General features: G+C 45.5%; 16 protein-coding genes, 2 tRNA genes and 1 other RNA gene. 3 read left to right on the top strand and 16 right to left on the bottom strand.

Going from position 1 to position 18,293, the window contains the following annotated elements; all coding sequences use genetic code 11:
• Positions 1-106: 106 nt before the first annotated feature.
• The 16 genes from rodA to V1L52_RS06800 form a co-directional block, all read right to left on the bottom strand.
• A complete protein-coding gene (gene rodA / locus V1L52_RS06875; RefSeq protein ID WP_428768197.1) occupies positions 107-1,414 on the bottom strand; it encodes a rod shape-determining protein RodA in 1,308 nt (435 codons plus the stop codon).
• 1 nt (position 1,415) lies between these two features.
• On the bottom strand, positions 1,416-3,308 hold the full coding sequence (mrdA, locus tag V1L52_RS06870) for a penicillin-binding protein 2 (protein WP_428768195.1): 1,893 nt from the start codon (positions 3,306-3,308) through the stop codon (positions 1,416-1,418).
• A complete protein-coding gene (mreD, locus tag V1L52_RS06865; protein WP_428768194.1) occupies positions 3,308-3,817 on the bottom strand; it encodes a rod shape-determining protein MreD in 510 nt (169 codons plus the stop codon). The genes mrdA and mreD overlap by 1 nt, the downstream gene beginning before the upstream one ends.
• Positions 3,814-4,689 (bottom strand): rod shape-determining protein MreC, encoded by an 876-nt coding sequence (mreC, locus tag V1L52_RS06860; RefSeq protein ID WP_428768192.1) that lies wholly within the window; start codon positions 4,687-4,689, stop codon positions 3,814-3,816. Before mreC ends, mreD begins: the two co-directional genes overlap by 4 nt.
• 14 nt (positions 4,690-4,703) lie before the next feature.
• A complete protein-coding gene (locus V1L52_RS06855; protein ID WP_428768190.1) occupies positions 4,704-5,741 on the bottom strand; it encodes a rod shape-determining protein in 1,038 nt (345 codons plus the stop codon).
• Between the two features lie 11 nt (positions 5,742-5,752).
• A complete protein-coding gene (locus V1L52_RS06850; protein ID WP_428768188.1) occupies positions 5,753-6,706 on the bottom strand; it encodes a tetratricopeptide repeat protein in 954 nt (317 codons plus the stop codon).
• 88 nt (positions 6,707-6,794) lie between these two features.
• Positions 6,795-7,160: RNase P RNA component class A (gene rnpB / locus V1L52_RS06845), an RNA gene on the bottom strand.
• A gap of 4 nt (positions 7,161-7,164) precedes the next feature.
• On the bottom strand, positions 7,165-7,995 hold the full coding sequence (locus tag V1L52_RS06840) for a zinc ribbon domain-containing protein (RefSeq protein ID WP_428768186.1): 831 nt from the start codon (positions 7,993-7,995) through the stop codon (positions 7,165-7,167).
• 49 nt (positions 7,996-8,044) lie between these two features.
• Positions 8,045-9,826: an RNA polymerase sigma factor RpoD gene (gene rpoD / locus V1L52_RS06835; RefSeq protein WP_428768184.1), complete on the bottom strand. Its 1,782-nt coding sequence runs from the start codon at positions 9,824-9,826 to the stop codon at positions 8,045-8,047.
• The gene (dnaG, locus tag V1L52_RS06830) at positions 9,823-11,610 is read right to left on the bottom strand and encodes a DNA primase (protein WP_428768183.1); all 1,788 of its coding nucleotides are present in this window, start codon (positions 11,608-11,610) and stop codon (positions 9,823-9,825) included. The genes rpoD and dnaG overlap by 4 nt, the downstream gene beginning before the upstream one ends.
• A complete protein-coding gene (gene mltG, locus V1L52_RS06825; RefSeq protein ID WP_428768181.1) occupies positions 11,610-12,650 on the bottom strand; it encodes an endolytic transglycosylase MltG in 1,041 nt (346 codons plus the stop codon). Before mltG ends, dnaG begins: the two co-directional genes overlap by 1 nt.
• The gene (locus tag V1L52_RS06820) at positions 12,640-12,822 is read right to left on the bottom strand and encodes a hypothetical protein (RefSeq protein WP_428768179.1); all 183 of its coding nucleotides are present in this window, start codon (positions 12,820-12,822) and stop codon (positions 12,640-12,642) included. Before V1L52_RS06820 ends, mltG begins: the two co-directional genes overlap by 11 nt.
• A complete protein-coding gene (locus V1L52_RS06815) occupies positions 12,819-13,757 on the bottom strand; it encodes an MBL fold metallo-hydrolase (protein ID WP_428768177.1) in 939 nt (312 codons plus the stop codon). The genes V1L52_RS06820 and V1L52_RS06815 overlap by 4 nt, the downstream gene beginning before the upstream one ends.
• The gene (locus V1L52_RS06810; RefSeq protein WP_428768175.1) at positions 13,754-14,227 is read right to left on the bottom strand and encodes a YkgJ family cysteine cluster protein; all 474 of its coding nucleotides are present in this window, start codon (positions 14,225-14,227) and stop codon (positions 13,754-13,756) included. Before V1L52_RS06810 ends, V1L52_RS06815 begins: the two co-directional genes overlap by 4 nt.
• A gap of 62 nt (positions 14,228-14,289) precedes the next feature.
• Positions 14,290-14,371 (bottom strand) — tRNA-Tyr (locus V1L52_RS06805).
• A 19-nt stretch (positions 14,372-14,390) separates the two neighbouring features.
• Positions 14,391-14,465: transfer RNA gene (locus V1L52_RS06800), tRNA-Thr, on the bottom strand.
• Positions 14,466-14,831: 366 nt separating this feature from the next.
• Here V1L52_RS06800 and V1L52_RS06795 point away from each other — a divergent pair.
• From V1L52_RS06795 to V1L52_RS06785, 3 genes are read left to right on the top strand one after another with little or no spacing between them, the layout of a single operon-like run.
• Positions 14,832-16,388 carry a P83/100 family protein gene (locus V1L52_RS06795; RefSeq protein ID WP_428768173.1) on the top strand — a complete coding sequence of 519 codons (1,557 nt, stop codon included), beginning with the start codon at positions 14,832-14,834 and terminating at the stop codon, positions 16,386-16,388.
• A gap of 29 nt (positions 16,389-16,417) precedes the next feature.
• Positions 16,418-17,272 carry a lipoyl synthase gene (lipA, locus tag V1L52_RS06790; protein WP_428768171.1) on the top strand — a complete coding sequence of 285 codons (855 nt, stop codon included), beginning with the start codon at positions 16,418-16,420 and terminating at the stop codon, positions 17,270-17,272.
• Positions 17,269-18,255, top strand: coding sequence for a lipoate--protein ligase (locus tag V1L52_RS06785; protein WP_428768169.1), 987 nt, complete (start codon positions 17,269-17,271; stop codon positions 18,253-18,255). The genes lipA and V1L52_RS06785 overlap by 4 nt, the downstream gene beginning before the upstream one ends.
• Positions 18,256-18,293 lie beyond the last annotated feature (38 nt).

Below are 18,293 nucleotides of genomic sequence, written 5' to 3'. Positions count from 1 at the left end.
TGTAAGGACAAAATTTACGCAACTCAAAAAGATTTTCGGGAAAACAAAAACAAAGACTGATTGTTTTGCGGTATTTTTCCCCGTTATCAATTTTCCACAGCCGCTGCTAAAAATCCAGCCGGCGGAAGCGGATACTCATTAAAAGACCGACGGCCCACATGGCAGTCCATAAAGACGAGCCCCCGTAGGATAAAAATAAAAGCGGAATACCCGTTATCGGCATAATACCCATGACCATACCGACGTTAACGACAAAGTGGAAAAAAAACATAACAAGGATGCCGCTTGCGATATAATAGCCGAAGGTATTTTTGGTTGTATACATGATAAAGATAATACGCAGCAAAATCACAAAAAACAGCACAAAAATAAAAAGGCTGCCTACAAAGCCCGTTTCTTCGGATAAGATGCTGAAAATAAAGTCCGTGCTTTGCTGCGGCAAAAACCGGTAATGGCTTTGAGTGCCTTTTAAAAATCCTTGCCCCGTGATGCCGCCCGATCCGATTGCTATCTTTGATTGAATAATATTCCAGCCTGAGCCGAGCGGATCCGTGTACGGATTTAAAAAAACGATTAAGCGTTTAATTTGATAATCTTTTAGAACCTTTCCTCCCAGTACCGAGGTACCCAGTGCAAGGGCGGTAGTGCCTGAAAACCAGGTAATAAAATAATAGTACTTATTGCGGTACAATAAAAAGCCCAAGGTTCCTATAAGGGCTATGAGTATAAGAGTTGCAATGACAATCAATCGCAATCGGGAGTTTGTAAATACGGTTAAAAGCATCACCGGCTTTTGTAAAATCGATTCCTGCCATACGGGAAGAACCGTAAAAATCAGGGTGAGTATGCCGGTTAATATGATAAATAAAATATAGGAAGCACTCATACCGGCTGCAAATATCATGCCTATAAAAATCGGTACATATACGCTTGCCGTTCCCATATCGGGTTGAATCAAAATAAGCAAAACGGGCACCGCCGTGATAAGGCCGCTTATAATAAAACGCTTAAAAAGAGGGGCTCCTTCGGAGCGGTCCAGATAGCGGGCTAAAAACATAATATAAATGATTTTACCGAATTCGGAAGGCTGAACACCGAAACTTCCTATACCTATCCAGCTTCGCGCTCCGTTTACATAACGCCCGAAAAGACGCGTATATATCAACAAAAGCAATAAGCCGATAAATGCAATCGGTATAAGACGGTTCAATCTCCGGTAATCGAATACGGCAAAAAAAATCATAATCACTAAGCCTGAGCAGGCGAACATAATCTGTTTTACGTATTCATTCGATACGGATACGGCACTCGAGTTGACCCCCGACGAATAGACAAACATAATGCCGATAAAAATCAGCAATGACATACATATAAGCAGCACATAATCGAATATTTCAAAAAAACGGAATTTCATATTATTCCTGCCTTCCCGAGGGTTTTATCAGATAGCGGAAACGTAGGGCGTCCAAGGCTTCGTCATAGGTTTGATTTGCGAATATGCCCTGAAAAATAATGGTCGATGCATAGGGTGCCCACCATTCCCAGGGGTTGACGGCTTCAACCAGAACGCAGACTACAACCGTATCTTCGGGAGGAGCGTCATAGGGGCCGTAACCGACAAACCACGAGTGCCAGCTTTTATCGATACCGCTTACTTCGGCGGTACCCGTTTTTCCCGCAATCGCGACGGCTTTGTTTTTCATCAAAACGCCCTGGGCCGAGCCGTCGGTCACCATGTAGCGAAGATATTCTTTCATAACCGGCCATACGGTTTCCGGAATATTTGATTTAAAGAGTACTTCGCGTTTTACGCTTTGTACGACTTCCGAGCTTATAGGATCCCGCACTTCTTTAAGCAGGTGCGGTTTATAGATAGTTCCTTCGTTTACAAACATAGCCATAACATTTGCAATATGCAGCGGGGTTACGAGGGTGTAACCCTGCCCTATCGACATACTCATGGTATCGCCGCCGAGCCATTTTTCATGGTATCGCCGTTCTTTCCAGCGGGCATTCGGAACAAAGCCCGTTTCCGAGCCGGGTAAGTCAATCGATAACCCCTGTCCCAAACCGAACTCTTTTGCGTAAGAGGCTATGCGCTCTACCCCCAGATAGTCGCGTCCGGCTGTCCAAAAGTAAATATTGCATGATTGGGCCAGTGCGTTTTTTAAATTCATGTGGCCGTGGCCCGGTACTCCGATATGGCAGCGGAAGGTGCGGTCGCCGTAGTCCATTTTTCCCTTGCATTCTATTTTTTTTTCGGGGGGAACGGCGGATTCGGCAAGAATGGCGGCTGTCATAACGGTTTTAAAGGTTGAAGCCGGAGGATAGACGGCATTTATTGCGCGGTTGATAAGCGGTTTTCTCGGATCGGCTGCAAGAGCGCCGTATGCCGACGAACTTCCCGAATAAAAAAGGTTCGGATCAAAGTACGGATAGGATACCATTGCAAGTATTTCTCCGCTTGCAGGCTTTAAAACTACGGCAGCCCCTACCCGTTCTCCCAAAGCTTTTTCAACAAGGGTTTGGGTTTTCGTATCTACGGTCAGTATGAGGTCTCTTCCGCTTATCGGCGGTTTTATAACCGGTGTTTCGGAAACAAGTCGGCCTTTTACGTCAACAGTATGCGATTCGCTTCCGGGTTTTCCCTGTAAAAGTTCATCGTATTGCTTTTCGATTCCGGTTTTTCCGATTATGCTTGTATTCGTATATCCCTTGTTGTACAGCACTTTCAGCTCGTCCTTGGTAATATCTCCTACATAGCCTACTATGTGAGACAGGGAGCCGGTTTCAACGTAGTTTCGTATGGGTTTGGAGCGCCAGCTTATGCCCGGTAAGTCGAAACTGTTTTCGGCAATATTTGAAATAATCTGAAACGGAACGTTTGAAGCGACTTCTATCGCCGTATATGAGTTTTTTTTATGACCTGCGGTTTTGAGATCGATTTGCGCTTTCGGGATACCCAAGTAAGAAGCAAGGCGGGCGTACACCCCGTCTTTTTTGGCATCGGGAATTTCTCCGGGAGTAATATCGACGGCAAAAGAATCGTTGTTTACCACCATGGGTAGGGTTGCATTTCGGTCGAATATTTCCCCTCTCTGGGCCGGTATAACCCGTACACGCTGTGAAATCGTGTGCGATTGTTTTTTATATTGACTGCCTTCGATTATTTGCATGGAGAACAGTTTTAAAACATAGATGCTGAAGGTTAAGGTGATGATAACCGTAAAAACAATCAGGATACGGGCTTTTGACTTTGCAGTACCGAATTGATTTTTTAGATCCGAAGAAAAACTCGTAAACTGCATTAATCCAAACTCTCGGTACGAAAATCTTTTACAAAAATCGTAAAAAACGATAGAAAGCGGAACACAAGGGGGGCGCACAGGGTATTGAACAAACATTCATACCAAAACACCGACGAAAAAAGCGAATATGTTAAAACGCTGTCCGGATAAAAAAACGAAACGATTCGTATAAGCAGAGCTTTGGCCGCGGTTGCCGTAAAACCCGATATCAGGGGCACTAAGATTCCCGTCGTTTCAAGGCTTTGGTAAAAAAGCCCGCTTAAAAAGCCTATAATCGTCCGGATAAGTGCATTAAGACCTAAAGGGGCTGCGCTTAAAAAGTCGAGTAAAAGGCCGGAAAAAAAACCCGCTGTTTGACCTGAGGTGCTGCCGTTATGAAAACCGATAAAAACCGCAACAAGGAGTAAGATATCCGGTACAACGGGCAGGGCATGACGGTTTGAAAGAATTGCGGTTTGAATCAATAAGGTACAGATAATGAGCGCACAAAAAGCAAAAAATCTTTTCACCTGCCCTCCTCCTTTTTTTCCGTATTTGTATGCGAAGTGTCGATGATGATAACTTCTTCAAGCCGTGAAAAATCCACAATAGGCATAACCGAAATTAAAAGCGATGTGTCGTAATCGACGACCGAAACCGAATGCAAGGTTCCTATCGGTATTTCGCGTATATAATTGCCGTTTTCGCCCGAGGTAACGATGATATCGCCGAACTGTAAGTCCTCCAATACCCTCTTTTTTATATAATCCATTTTAAGGGGGCTGTCGGGCGATCCTGTACCGCTTACAAGACCCAAATCCCGTGTATGCTGGATACGGGCCGATACGCTGCTCTGAAAATCGTATACGGGCATAATCATACTCGTATAGGCGCCGACGGTAACGATTTTACCGACTAAGCCCACAGTGCCCTTTTGCACGGCTATAACGGGCATATTTTTCTTAATACCGTGTTTGCTGCCCTTATCGACGGTAATAGCGGAATACAGATTGTCCGAATCGCGTGCGATAATACGTGCGGCACGGTTTTGATATTCGTATTTTTGCGAAAAATCCAAAAGCGAGTTTAATCGCTCGTTTTCTTTTTTTGTTTCCGCATGTGTACGCTGCATGTATTCGTAATTTTTAAGCTGTTCGGTCAGTTTTTCGTATTCGGCTTTAAGTTTTGAAAGTTCGCGGATAGCGTTGACGGTATTTTCGGTTCCGGTTACGGCCGAGCTGACTCCCCGCTGCGCGGCGGATATAACGGAAAATCCGGTCCGTTTAAAATCGACGATAAAATTGCCGGTTGCCAAGCCCAATAAAGACGCCGAGATAATGACATACAGAGTCAGCAATATAAGCGAAAATTTAATGGTATAGGCTGTTTTACGCTTACGCATACCGAAGCCCGCTTTTACGAATTGAGATTGTCGTAAATACTGCGGTCCGAAGACATATCTCTGAACAGTTCAAACGAGCGTCCCGCTCCGACGGCGACGCATTCCAGCGGACGGTCAACAAGGATAACGGGTACGCCGGTTTCTTTTGAAATCAGTTTGGGCAAGCCTTTTAAAAGAGAACCGCCCCCTGTCATAACAATACCGCGTTCGATAATATCCGCTGCAAGTTCGGGAGGAGTTTTTCCCAAGGTTGCCTTTATTTCTTCGACTATTTGATTGGTCGGATCTTTTAAAGCTTCACGTACTTCTACCGAATCTATTTCCAGCCGGCGCGGTAAGCCGGTTATCGCATCGGTTCCTTTTATTTCCATTTTTTCAATGTTTTTTTCAGGCGATGCGTTGCCGATTTCTATTTTTAAGCGTTCGGCCGTTTGCTGACCGATAACCAGATTATGCACGTTGCGCACGTGTTTAATGATGGCTTCGTCAAATTCGTCGCCGCCTATTCTGATTGCATTCGATACGACCATACCGTTTAACGAAATAACGGACACTTCGGTTGTTCCGCCGCCGATATCGCAAACCATGTGCCCTGCAGGTTCATGAATGGGGATTCCCGCTCCGATTGCCGCAGCGCGTGATTCTTCGATAATGCTTACTTCTTTTGCACCCGCCTTCATAGCCGCTTCTATAACCGCACGGCTTTCCACTTCGGTAATGCAGGTGGGAATACCGATTTTCATTTTAATTGATTTTATAAGCCGGTGCTTAGGAACGGTTTTGGATACAAAATAGCGTATCATCTTTTCGGTACTGTCCATATCGGCTATAACGCCGTCGGCAAGAGGCCGTATGGCCGTAATATCGCCGGGCGTTTTCCATAACATGCGTTTTGCTTCGGCTCCGACGGCGACAATGCGCTTGGTTCCGCGCTCAACGGCAACGACCGAGGGTTCGTTGATAACGATATTTTTACCCGGAACATAGATAAGCGTATTACACGTTCCCAAGTCCATACCGATGTATGTCGTAAATCTGTCAAAGATACTCATTATTCCTCCGCTTATTTTTTTGCATCCATTTTATTTAAAGCGCCTGCATGGTTTACCTGCGCTTTTAAAGCCTTGCGCCATGAAGCGCGGGCCCGTATCATATCCCCTTCTTTTTCATATATCAGTCCCAATCCGTAATAGGAGTCCGCATCGTTCGGATCTTTTTTTAAAACGGCTTCATATTCTTTCCGGGCATCTTCAATATTGCCTTCACTGAAATAAATGTCGCCCAAAAGCCGTGCGCAGGTAAGCACAAATACTTCGTCGGTACTCGTATTTTTTATACGGTATAGATAAGGTTTTGCCGCTTCGTTTTGACCGTTTTTATAGTATTGACGGGCTATTGCCAAAAGCAGGGTATCCGAATCGTTAAAGGACAGGGCTTCGGTAAAGGCCGCAATACTTTCTTCCGTCATATTTAAGTCGGCATAGCAAAGCCCTAAATATTCATATATATCATGTGCAGTGTACCCCGAAGCGAGCGCCTCTGTCAAATACCGCACGGCCGAGTCGGCATAATAATGATAGGCGGACAACATATTTTTTTGAAAATATGTTTTTCCGAGCATATACTCTATTTGCGGTTTGGTACGCTTTGTCGCCTGCATAAGGGCTAAACGCAGGGAATTGACTGCCGTATCGATGTACAAATGGGCTTGCTGAGGTTCCGGCTGCGACAATGCAAGGAAAAAAGCCGCATAACCGCGGTATGTGAGTGCGAGGTTTTGAAAGGGATATTCGGCAAGGACGCGGGAACTGAGTTCGTAAACCCCCTTGTAATCGGCCTTGCTCCACAGCCTGTCCAATTCAGAAGCTGCCGGCAGACGGGAAGCTTTTTTTATAATGCGGGGAACGATAACAAAGAGGGAAATAATACAGGCGGCACACAAAGCGGCGATAAGTATAAAACGCAGGCCGTACACCCTTCGTTTTACGGTTTTGACTGTATTTTTTTCCCCCCGCATAAATACACAGTGTCCTTTATCTATAAGTTAAACGGTGTGTCTGAAAACCGGTGTGTCAACCGGATTTTACACAACTCCGTCCGTTTTAAAAAAAAGAAGAGCGTAAGCCGGGTTCTGTAAACGCCTTCCTAAAAAGAAGGCGCTGTAACCATCTGTCTTGCATACGGATTACCCCGTATGTCATGCGGTCTACCCGTAACTGTCGATTCGGAAAAATCAGTTACCGCTTGACCTTGCTCCGGATGAGGCTTGCAATGCGGCGGACGTTACCGTCCGTCCGGCGGGCTCTTACCCCGCCTTTTCACCCTTACCCTTTCGGGCGGTATATTTTCTGCTGCGCTGTCTGTACACAAACCGCATAAACGGCTTATGTCCCGGCCGTTAGCCGGCATCCTTTCCGAAGGAGCCCGGACTTTCCTCGGAGTACCAGACCCCGCGGTTACAGCTCTTCTTACAATTTACTCGTCATACCCCAATTCTTTGAGGGTTTCGCGGTCGGCGGTTGAATCGCCCATATCGGAATCGTCTTCAAAATCGGTTAAGCTGCCCGTATCATCAAGGTGAAAGTATTCGTTTTCACCGTCTTCGGCTTCCTGATAATATAAAATACGGCTGCAATAGGGGCAAAAATTGATGTCGTCTCCGTTTCGCACCTTATTTGCAAACTGGGCGGGTAAAATCATATGGCAGCCTTCGCATACATTTCCCTTCACCGCTACAATGCCCGTTTCTTTGCTTTTTATAATACGCTCGAATTTGAAAATAATTTCAGGGTCCACCCCGGGAACGATTTTTTCTTCTTTTTTGATTAATTTGTCGAGCTTTTTATGCATAGCGGCGATTTCTTTGTCCAACGACGCCTTACCCGCTTTGAGATCCTCTTCCTGTGAAGCAATCATTTTTTCATCGTTTTTAAGCGCATCGTTTATATCGGCGAGGATTTTTTCCTGCTTTTGCAATTCTTTGCGCGTATTTTGTTCGGCTTCGGCCGCATCGCGTATTTCTTTGTCGAGAACTTCGTATTCGCGGTGAGTAGTGATATTGTCCATATCCTTTTCACCTTTTTCGCGTGCCGCCTCGGCTTCCGCCAATTCGGTTTTCAGCATAACGACTTTTTTGCGTACATTTTCATAGTCGGCATTTTTTTCAATAAATTCTTTTTTTAAGCGCGCAAGCAGTTCATCTTGAGAAAAAAGCTTTTTAGGCGCTTCTTCTATATCGCGCTGAATCTCATATTTTTCGGCTAAAATATCCTGCAAATCTCTTAATTTGTCAAAAATTTCCGTCATCTGGCCCTATACCTCGCTAATCAATGTTATCTTTATATACTATTATCGCTTAAATGTCTATATAATCGCGTAATCCCTTTGAACGCCTCGGGTGTCTGAGACGGCGAAGGGCTTTTGCCTCAATTTGACGTATGCGCTCGCGTGTAACGTTAAAATATAAGCCCACTTCTTCAAGGGTAAGAGAATAGCCGTCTTCCAAACCGAAACGCATTTTAAGCACTTCCTGTTCACGCGGCGGAAGGGTCGATAAAACGCCCTGCACCTGTTCCTGAAGGAGGGTATATGCGGTTTTAATAGCCGGATTTTCAACTTCTTTATCCTCGATAAAGTCGCGCAAAAGCGAATCTTCTTCTTCTCCGATCGGCGTTTCGAGGGAAATAGGCTCCCGTGCAACGTTTTTAACCTGTTTAACGCGCGACACGGGCCAGCCGAGCTGATTTGCAATTTCTTCATCGCTGGGTTCTCTGCCCAAACGCTGCATAAGCTGCCTCGATTCGCGTACCACCTTGTTGATTTGCTCTATCATATGAACGGGAACGCGGATGGTACGCGCCTGATCCGAAATACTTCGTGTAATGGCTTGGCGAATCCACCAAGTCGCATAGGTGGAGAATTTATAACCCTTGCGGTATTCGAATTTTTCAACCGCCTTTATAAGGCCGATGTTTCCTTCCTGAATCAAATCGAACAGCTGTAAGCCGCGGTTTGTGTATTTTTTTGCAATGGATACAACCAAACGCAGGTTGGCATTGATGAGGCGGTTTTTCGCTTCTTCCATCATTTTGCGGCCCGCGTCTATTTCCTGGGCCATAGCCATAATATCCTGTACGTTGTTTTCGAATTCGCACTCAAGGCGGCGCAGTTTGCGGTCTATTTTTTGAATTTGGGTGTAAATATCGCGGATTTCATCGGCGCTCATACCCAATTCCTGCTCGAGTTTTGTGCGTTCCGATTTTATGGCAACCTTTTTACCGAGACTGCGAAGCTGCCCGTATTCGCTTATGCGCAGTTCTTTTGCTTTACGCTCCTGACGGTGGCGGTATTCCCGGATTTTCGACGTTGCATCGATAAAACGCGCCGAAAAACGCTCTATTTCTTCGGATTGAATATCGATGTTTTGCAAAAGCGGCAGGATGCTTTTGCGCAGTTTAACCAATTCTTCATCTTCAAAGATGTTTTTAGCCGAATCCGCTTCATAAAGCTGTTTTTTTAACAAAACGTATTGGCGCATTTCGGCTACAATGGGCTTTAAATGCTCGCCGTAAGCTGCGCGCAAGCGCCGTTTTTCCGCCATTTCTTCATTGATTTCTTTACGCGGACGGCCCGTTTCATGAATATCTATGCGTGTATAGGCTTTTTGGGCAAGCATAAAAAATTCGGGAATCATCATACCCGAATTTTTTATAACGTTTTTTATGATATTTTCGCCGTCTTCCATTTTTTTTGACAGCTGGACTTCCTGTTCGGCGGTTAATAAATGCTCTTTACCTATTTCACGCAAATACAGGCGAATGGGGTCGTCGCTTCCCGAATCTTTTTCGTTGTTTACCAGGTGCTTACGTCTGCTGTCATCTATTTTAATTTCATCGGTAACGGTGTCGTCTTCCATCAAATCTTCAGGGTCTTCTTCTTCCGTCGGATCGTCTTCAATAAGCTGTATATTGTTTTTTTGCAATAAGACCAGAATTTCTTCCATGCGGTCGGAAATAAGCACTTCCTGGGGTAAAAAATCGCTTACCTCATCCCAAGTGATTATTTGCTTTGCTTTTGCATGTTCGATAAGCTTTACGACTGCAGGATCCAATCCCAAATCTTGATCGTGCTCTGTCATGTTTGCACACCCTTTAATTGCTGTAATTCAAAATCTATGTTCATTTTTTCATTTATAAGAGCATCCAGCTCTTGGCGTGTATCGGGAGCGGAACCCTGAAGGGCGCGTATCTTGGTACCGATACGATCCCGTCTGCGCTCCAAACTGTTTTTGCGGATTAATCGTATACCGTCTTCAACTGCCTGGCGGGAATTAAGGGTAAATTCCCCGGATGTAACCGCTCCGGTTACCATCGCACGCACTTCACCGCTGCAGCGCCGCAATATACTGTCCGAACTGACCGCATCTTCCCGAAAACACTCTTCCAATGTAACGAACATATCCCGAGCCCGGGCATCATCAAAATCATCGGCATTAAGAGAAGAACGCATTAAAGAAAAATAATCGGGATTTGCAATAACGGCGAGTACGGAACGCATTTCGGCATTGGGTTTAAAATGTGCGCTTAGACGATGTTCCGTATCCCCCCCCTCCGGCTTTGTTTTTCCGGATTTCCGATTTTCATAATCCGCTCTTACCGCTTCAGGTTTTAACTGCAATGCCTGGCATAATTGTTCAAAACATGATTCTCTGTGTATATCGGACTGTAGGGCGTCTAAATACGGAAAATAAGCCAAACATATCTTCGTTTTGCCTTCGGGCGTATGAGCCGGGTATTGACGCATTAGAGCTGATAACAAAAAATCACTATCTAATATAGCATTTTCTACGTGTTTTGTCAAGGTTTCAGGCCCCGACTTTAAAAGAATTTCGGCAGGATCTTTTCCCTCGTCAAAGACAATGATTTTTACGGAAATGCCGTGTTTGCGGCACAGGAGGATTGCCTTATAGGTTGCATTTTGCCCCGCCGTATCCGAATCGAAGGAAAGATAAAAGGTATCCGCGAAAGAAGAAAGCATGTGTATCTGTTCTTTTGTTAAAGCCGTTCCCAGCGGGGCTACCGCCTGTTTTAAGCCCGCCTGATGGTAGGCGATAACGTCCATATAGCCTTCGCAGAGGATAACCGCTTTTTCGCTCCGTATTTTTTGCTTTGCAAGATGAAAGGCATAGAGGGTCTCCCCCTTTTTATACTGGACGGAATCACCCGAATTGATGTATTTGGGCCCCTCGCCTTCCAAAAGGCGTGCTCCGAAGGCGATAACCCTGCCGCGTCTGTCCCAAATGGGGAACATAAGGCGGTTGGAAAAAAAGGATATATCCGGATATTTTTTTGAAAAAAGGCCGGATTCTTCAAGAAAGGCGTCGCTGTAGTTTTTTGATCGTAAAAAATGTTTAAGCCAGCGCCTGTCGGCGGGGGAAAACCCGAGCCCGAACTCTTCTATAGATGAATCGGTAACGCCGCGCGCTTTCAGATAATCGAGGGCCTTTTTCCCCATATCGGATGAGGTTAAAAAAAAGCCGTAGGTCCCGCTTACACGTCCGTACAGGTCGATAAACCGTTCTTTTTTATTTTCTTCGGGCTTTTCGTTTTTTGCATTGAAGCTGCCCTCATAGATAAGTTCGGCTCCGCATTTTTTTGCCAAAAAGCGTACGGCATCCGAATAGCTTACCTTTTCGGTTTCCATGTAAAAATTAATGAGGCCGCCGCCTGCTCCGCAGCCGAAACAGTGGTACATTTTGCGTTCGGCATTTACATGGAAAGAGGGCGTTTTTTCGTTGTGAAAGGGACAGCAGCCCCACCATTCGTCACCCCGCCGTTCCAAACGCGTATATTCGCTTACCAGAGCAACCATATCGGTACGTGCGTTTATTTCATCTATGGTTTGCGGCGAAAATTTCGGCATCAGTGTGCCGCCCTCTTTGTTACAACGGGGGCCGCCTCTTTGTGCCCGTCAAAGGTTTCACTGAACACGTGTCTGCCGCGCTCGGCATCGGTCAGTCTGAAATAGTAGTACTTTGTTTGAGGAGGCGATGCGGCGGCCTTCAAGGCGGTTAAGCCGGGATTCGATATGGGACCCGGAGGAAGGCCCGCCCATTTATAGGTATTATAGGGATTATCGATTTTCGTATCTTCAATTTTAACGACATCGGGATGAGCACGGCCTTCAATTTCGGTCAACACATAGACGAGGGTGGCACATGAATACAGGCCTATATTCCGTTTTAAGCGGTTGGTAAAAACGCTTGCAATAAGCGGAGCTTCTTCTTCAAGGCGGTACTCGCGCTCCACAATGGAAGCCAAAATAACCGTATCGTGCAGTTCGCGCGCGCTTTTTCCGTTTAGAGCTTCGAGCTTTTTTATTTTTTCAAAAAAAGTTGAAGCCAAAATGCGCACTACCCGCTCCGGACTCATGCCGTAATCGAGGTTATAGGTATCGGGGAAAAGATAGCCTTCAAAACTGTCAGCAGGAATGCCGAATTCGCTTAAAAGAGCGCGCGAAGATGCCGCCTTTATAAAATCGTCGGCTGAAGTTATCCCGTTTTTTTCGAGGATTTCGGCAATTTTACGGATTGTAAGGCCCTCGCTTAAAGAAACGGCAATGTATTCCTGTTTTCCCGATTCAAGCACTGCGCAAATTTCGGGAATTGACATGCCCGCATTAACCTTATAAATACCCGCCTTTAAAAAGACGCCCTTTATGCATCCGTAAAAATAAAAAAAATCGGGCGAACTTATAATGCCGTTTTTTTTCAAATCGCGGGCAACGGTGCGCAGCGTGGCGCCGCTGGGAACAATGATACGGTATTCGGTATGAGCCTTTGTTCCGCTTTGAGATTCAAGGGGAATACAGATGCGGTATGCGCAAAAGCACGCAGCTGCCGCAATGGAGGCAAAAATAAAAAGCGCAATAAACCATACTGTTTGTTTTTTCTTATGTGCCATTAAAAAACCTTTCAGCTTCTTCAATCGTCATGGTATCATATACGCTTGATTCAAGGAAAGAAAAGAGGCGGCGCAATTCATGCGGTAAAACATCCTCTTGCCGGCGCAACATCAAAACCAATTCTTTTATTTCTCCGAGTGAAAAGGCGTATTCATAGGCCTTGCCGTTCATAAATCGATTTCCCGGCCTTCCATAGCCAAGTGTACGATAACCTTGCCGCCGCATACGTAATCGGAATACCATTGAGCCGATTTTAAAATCGTGTGTATTTTTTTATCGTCGTACATGGGTTCGTGATGAAACAAATAAAGGTGACGGATATTCCAAAAAACCGCAAAATCGATTGCATAACAAAAGGCCGAATGCCCCCACCCTTCTTTTTGGGCGGTTTCTTCAATCGTATATTGAGAGTCCAAAACCAAAACGTCGGTATTTTCAAAAAAAGCGGCATTTTCTTCGGTGCGTTGAAAATCGCGCTGTTGCAATTCCACATCGGTTGCGTAGATAAAGCGTTTGCCGTTTTCCATGAATAAATAGGCGTGGGAACCTCCCGGATGGAACATGGACTTTGTCATAACTTCCGTACTGCCTATTTTAAACGGGACGTTGTCTTTAATATCATGCCATACGATATTTTTTGTCAGGGCCTCCATTTTTACGGGAAAATACGGAGGCTGCATTTGTTCGCGCAAAAAGCGGCGCATATTCGGATAATCGGAATAGATGTTTAGGGTTGTACCGGGTTTATATGCGGGGTCAAAAAAGGGTAAACCCTGGATGTGATCCCAGTGGAAATGCGAAAAAAGCAAATGATATACCGCGTTTTTTTCATGCACGTACTGCTTACCGCATGCGCGGATTCCGGTTCCCGCATCCAAAATAATGCGGTCGCCGCTTTCATTTTTAATTTCCAAACAGGCGGTGTTTCCGCCTATGGTACCGTATATGTATTCCGGGAGGTTTGCGATAAAGCTTTGGCGTGCATTTTCGGATTCAATGTCGCGGGCGGAAATTGCGGCGACAACGGCAACGATTTTCGATTGTATTTGAGCCGCCGATATGGGAGTTGCAATCGAACCCCTGACTCCCCAAAAACGTATTTTCATAGTTCCGTTTCCTCTGTAAAAGGCCTTATGTCCTCTCGTGTGAGCGGAATATTGTGCCGGTATAAGGCAAGGTTTTTTTCGATTGCAGGTGCAGTATGCAGTTCTCCCGTGTTTATTCCCGGGCAATAGGCGGCTTCTTTATCCCAGCTTTGTCTGCTTTCCAGTATAAAGGGCCAAAACGGATAGGTTGAACATTGCAGGGGGCGTGCCCCGTATGCCGTACAGCCTTTATCCCACAAAATACAATCGTAATCAGGTTTTTCTTTTAAAGAAAGCACCTCTTTCCCCTGCGAATTATACACAAAGCGGCAAAATAAGCGTATAAATTCCGCTTCTTTTAAATTAAACCATTTACAGAGATTTGTCAAATCACTTTTCGACAGGCACACACAGCCGGGATCGATACGGCAGCAATGAGAACAGCGTTTACAGGAAAAGCATAATCCTTTTGCATAAAACGGATCGTTCATAGGGACTTTTTCCTAAAAGAATAAAAAGAAAGCCTAACCCGTTAATAAACGAATTAGGCTTTTGGGGAGAGAAGGATTCGAACCTTCGAAGGCGGAGCCAACAGATTTACAGTCTGCCCCCTTTGACCGCTCGGGAACCTCCCCGTTTTTTTGCTCAGCGGTAAGCCAACTCAGGGATTCGAACCCTGGACCCCGAGATTACAAATCACGTGCTCTGGACCGGCTGAGCTAAGTTGGCATTGGTTAAAACCGATTTGCAACGGAACCCACTATACACTAATACAAAAAAAGCGTCAAGTACTTGTTGCGCACTCTTCACGGTTTACAGTTTACCGCTAAGACCGCAAGGAACGCAGAGTTTTAAGAAAAGTTTTTTCGGAAATTCTTTGCGCTCTTTGCGTGCTTGGCGGTTTGTAGTTTACCGCTAAGACCGCAAGGAACGCAGAGATTAATAAAAATTATAAAACTGTTATATAATTTCTTTGCGTGCTTGACGGTTTATAAAAAAAAAGGGCTGGTATTTTAACGATTTTTGCATTATACTGTATAAGCCGGCTGTCCGATATTGAATGCTTTTGAGGCGGTTCCGGCTTCGGAGGATATGATGAAAAAATACCTGATTGTTTTGAGCGCTTTTATATTTTGCTGTGTCATGCTTTTTGCCTTGGAAGTCGACAGGGCCGAAATAGAATCGGCGGGGACCGCTTCTTCGGTCGTATTTATAAACTATGCGGGACCGCATAAAATCATCAATACTGCAGAGCAAATCCGCAGTATCGGAAGCGGTTTGGCGGTAAGCGTTGCACAAAATTCCGCCGAACAAAGCAGGGCGGGTCAGCTAAGTCGCTACCATATCATTCACGCGGTCGATCCTTCGGTAAAGGAAAAGCTCGATGCCGACATATTGATTTTGGGCGATCAGGCGATTGTCGATCACGTGGACAATGTTCGGCGCATTATAGCCGCATATTTGGAAGCAGCCTACGGTTACAGCCGAAAAGACGCCGAAACCCTGGCTGTCTTTGTTACCGTATACAATGCGGTGTACCGCGGCAATATGGATGCCTTTAATCAAAAGTATAAAAAGATTGTTACCTCAAACCTGAGCGCCGATAAGGCGGGGTTATCGCTTAATTATGCCGAATGGCCGGGAAAAACACAGATTGTCATTCCCCTTTCCGATGTTCTTGCAGGAGATACGGGAACCGTCGATACCTCGGTGATTTCGGATACGAAGGTTATCGAATCGTTAAAAGAAGAAAGCGGTAAGGGAATCGATGAGCGCAAAAACATGGTAACGATAAAAGAAAAAGAAGCCGAAAAATCTCAAGTTAAGGCCGAACAAGCGCAAAAGAAGGCCGTTGAAGTAAAAAAAGAAGCCGCGGTCGAAAAGAAAAAGAGCGAAGAGTTAAAGAAGGAAGCGGTAAAGGCTCAAAAAGAAGCCGAAGCAAAGCCCGGCGATAAGGAAGCACAAAAAAAAGCCGATGAGGTAAAAAAAGCGGCCGAAAAGCAGGAAGAAAAAACCGCCGAAATGATTAAAGCCGTCGAAATTTACGAAAAAAAGGCTGAAGAAGCGCAGCAAACCGCCGATAAAAAGCAAACCGAAGCCCAAAAGGAACGCATAGATATTGCCAAGGACCAACAGCAGCTTATACGCGAAAGTGCCGGTTTGGATGAGGTTATCAAAGCCGCCTACGGTCTTAAAATCACCAATGAAAAAGAAAAACTTTCGGCTATGGTTTTAGTTGATACGAAAACCGGCCGCACCGTTAAAGAATCGCCCGTTAGCGTTATCAGAAACCGCGTTATCTATCTTTCGGGAAAGGACTATATAGCGGTTGCGGGAAAAACGGGCGGCAATGCGGCGGTAAAATTGGTTAAGCTCGATTCCAAAAATATGGAAATAATCGCTCAAAGCGAAGAAGAGCTTGCTCCCGATTCGGTACTGGTAAAAGAGGGCGATTTTTACTATGTAGTCGTTCAGGACGGAAAAAATTATACGGCTGCAAAATACGATGCCGATTTAAAGCAGGTTTTAAAATCGAATGTATATGTTCTTCCGGGAACACCGATTACCGTTACACCCGAAGGCGTTATGGTTACCGATACCTACGGTTTTGCAAAACTGCTTAAAACGGACGACTTGCAGGGTGTAGAATAAGCGGGAGAACAATACAAAACGGAAGCAGCATGGATTTAAAAAAGCCCGAATGGTTAAAAATAAAGTACCGCGAAACCGATTTATCGGAAGTCGCTTTGTTGATGAAAGAGCTGTCGCTCAATACGGTGTGCAAGGAGGCCGCCTGCCCCAACCTTTGCGAGTGTTATAAAAAGGGAACGGCAACCTTTATGATTTTGGGCAGGCAGTGTACGAGAAACTGCCGCTTTTGCAATGTGGAATGCGCTCCCCCCTCGCCCGTCGATACGGCCGAGCCCCTTCACGTTGCAGAGGCGGTACAAAAACTGCGCCTTAAATACGCGGTTATTACAAGCGTTACGCGCGACGATTTACCCGACGAGGGGGCCGAACATTTTGCGCAAACTATAGAAGCGATTCACTCTTTATGCCCCGGCGTAAAAGTCGAAGTGCTTATTCCCGATATGCACGCAAAAGAAGAGCTTTTGGACAGGGTGCTGCAGGCGCGCCCCGATGTATTGAATCACAATGTCGAAACGATTGAGCGCCTCTACCCTTCCGTGCGTCCCCAAGCCCGCTATGAGCGCTCGCTGAAGGTTTTGGCATATGCAAAGCGGAATTATCCGGATATTTTTACCAAAACAGGGATTATGGTCGGCTTGGGAGAAACGAAGGACGAGGTTTTAAAGCTTATGGACGATGTGCGGAATGCGGGCTGCGATATTATGACAATCGGTCAGTATCTACGGCCTTCTACCTCCCATATCGAAGTTGCCGAATACGTGAGACCCGAACAATTTGCCGAATACAAAAAAATCGGCCTTAAAAAGGGCTTCCGTTACGTTGCAAGTGCGCCCTTTGTGCGCAGTTCCTACAATGCTTCGGAAGCTTTATGTGAAAACGCATGACATATATTGAACACGACAATACCGACCCCTGTTTTAACTTCGGCGCCGAAGAATACTTTATGGGCGAAAAAGATATAGGCGACGACAATCTTTTTATGTTTTGGCGCACAAAGCCCACCCTCATGATTGGGCGCTTTCAAAACACGGTTGAAGAAATAAATACTTCCTATGCCGAGCAAAACGGTTTGCACATTGTGCGCCGCAATTCGGGAGGCGGAACCATTTACACCGACGAAAAAACATGGCAGTTTTCGTTTATCGTAAAAAATTACGATAAAAACGCCTGCGGTTTTCGGCATTTTACCGAGCCCGTCGTAGAGGCTATGCAAAAGGCGGGGCTCCGCGCGGAATTCGGCGGGAGAAACGATTTATTTATCGAAGGCAAAAAGATTTCGGGAAACGCTCAATTCCGCAGGCAAAATGCGATGGTGCACCACGGTTCCATTCTTTTTGCAACCGATTTGGAAGCTTTGGTAAAAAGCATCAGCGTTTCCGACGATAAAATCGTTTCAAAGGGGATTAAGTCCGTGCGCGAGCGGGTTACGAGGATTGCAGACCATTTGAAAACTCCGATGAATGAAACGGCTTTTCGGGACTTTATGGTACAAAGCATTTTACAAACGGGAGCTTCGGTGTACCGCCCCTCTTTTTCCGACATTCGGCGTATTGAAGAAATTGCCGATAAAAAGTTCCGTACCTGGGAATGGAATTACGGCACTTCCCCCGCCTTTAATATAGAGCGCAAAAAACGCTTTGCTTCGGGCGGAATCGCCGTAAACTTGTCGGTAAAAAAGGGCATAATCGAAAACTGCAAAATATACGGCGATTTTTTTGCTTCGGGCGATATAGAAGCCGTGGAAAAAGCCCTGTGCGGCATCCCTTACGAAAAGCAGACCCTCGCCGAGCTCATCGAAAAACAACAACTGCACACCGCCTTTTATTCTCTGAGCGCCGAAGAACTCCTTGAAAGCATAATAGAGTGAGGGCAAGGGAAGTTACGGAAGAATAAATATATTGACTA

This window comes from Treponema sp. HNW (genome assembly GCF_050320395.1).
In the GTDB taxonomy this organism is placed as follows: Bacteria; Spirochaetota; Spirochaetia; order Treponematales; family Treponemataceae; genus Treponema_C.
This window is presented reverse-complemented; position numbering and strand designations above follow the sequence as displayed.

What these genes read in the sequence shown, in the direction of transcription:
- V1L52_RS06820 (WP_428768179.1), bottom strand. Translation starts at nt 12,822, where the DNA reads ATGAACGGCAAGGCCTATGAATACGCCTTTTCACTCGGAGAAATAAAA.
- V1L52_RS06855 (WP_428768190.1), bottom strand. Translation starts at nt 5,741, where the DNA reads ATGAGTATCTTTGACAGATTTACGACATACATCGGTATGGACTTGGGA.
- rpoD (WP_428768184.1), bottom strand. Translation starts at nt 9,826, where the DNA reads ATGACAGAGCACGATCAAGATTTGGGATTGGATCCTGCAGTCGTAAAG.
- mltG (WP_428768181.1), bottom strand. Translation starts at nt 12,650, where the DNA reads ATGGCACATAAGAAAAAACAAACAGTATGGTTTATTGCGCTTTTTATT.
- V1L52_RS06815 (WP_428768177.1), bottom strand. Translation starts at nt 13,757, where the DNA reads ATGAAAATACGTTTTTGGGGAGTCAGGGGTTCGATTGCAACTCCCATA.
- rodA (WP_428768197.1), bottom strand. Translation starts at nt 1,414, where the DNA reads ATGAAATTCCGTTTTTTTGAAATATTCGATTATGTGCTGCTTATATGT.
- V1L52_RS06785 (WP_428768169.1), top strand. Translation starts at nt 17,269, where the DNA reads ATGACATATATTGAACACGACAATACCGACCCCTGTTTTAACTTCGGC.
- mrdA (WP_428768195.1), bottom strand. Translation starts at nt 3,308, where the DNA reads ATGCAGTTTACGAGTTTTTCTTCGGATCTAAAAAATCAATTCGGTACT.
- lipA (WP_428768171.1), top strand. Translation starts at nt 16,418, where the DNA reads ATGGATTTAAAAAAGCCCGAATGGTTAAAAATAAAGTACCGCGAAACC.
- mreC (WP_428768192.1), bottom strand. Translation starts at nt 4,689, where the DNA reads ATGCGTAAGCGTAAAACAGCCTATACCATTAAATTTTCGCTTATATTG.
- V1L52_RS06850 (WP_428768188.1), bottom strand. Translation starts at nt 6,706, where the DNA reads ATGCGGGGGGAAAAAAATACAGTCAAAACCGTAAAACGAAGGGTGTAC.
- dnaG (WP_428768183.1), bottom strand. Translation starts at nt 11,610, where the DNA reads ATGCCGAAATTTTCGCCGCAAACCATAGATGAAATAAACGCACGTACC.
- V1L52_RS06795 (WP_428768173.1), top strand. Translation starts at nt 14,832, where the DNA reads ATGAAAAAATACCTGATTGTTTTGAGCGCTTTTATATTTTGCTGTGTC.
- V1L52_RS06840 (WP_428768186.1), bottom strand. Translation starts at nt 7,995, where the DNA reads ATGACGGAAATTTTTGACAAATTAAGAGATTTGCAGGATATTTTAGCC.
- V1L52_RS06810 (WP_428768175.1), bottom strand. Translation starts at nt 14,227, where the DNA reads ATGAACGATCCGTTTTATGCAAAAGGATTATGCTTTTCCTGTAAACGC.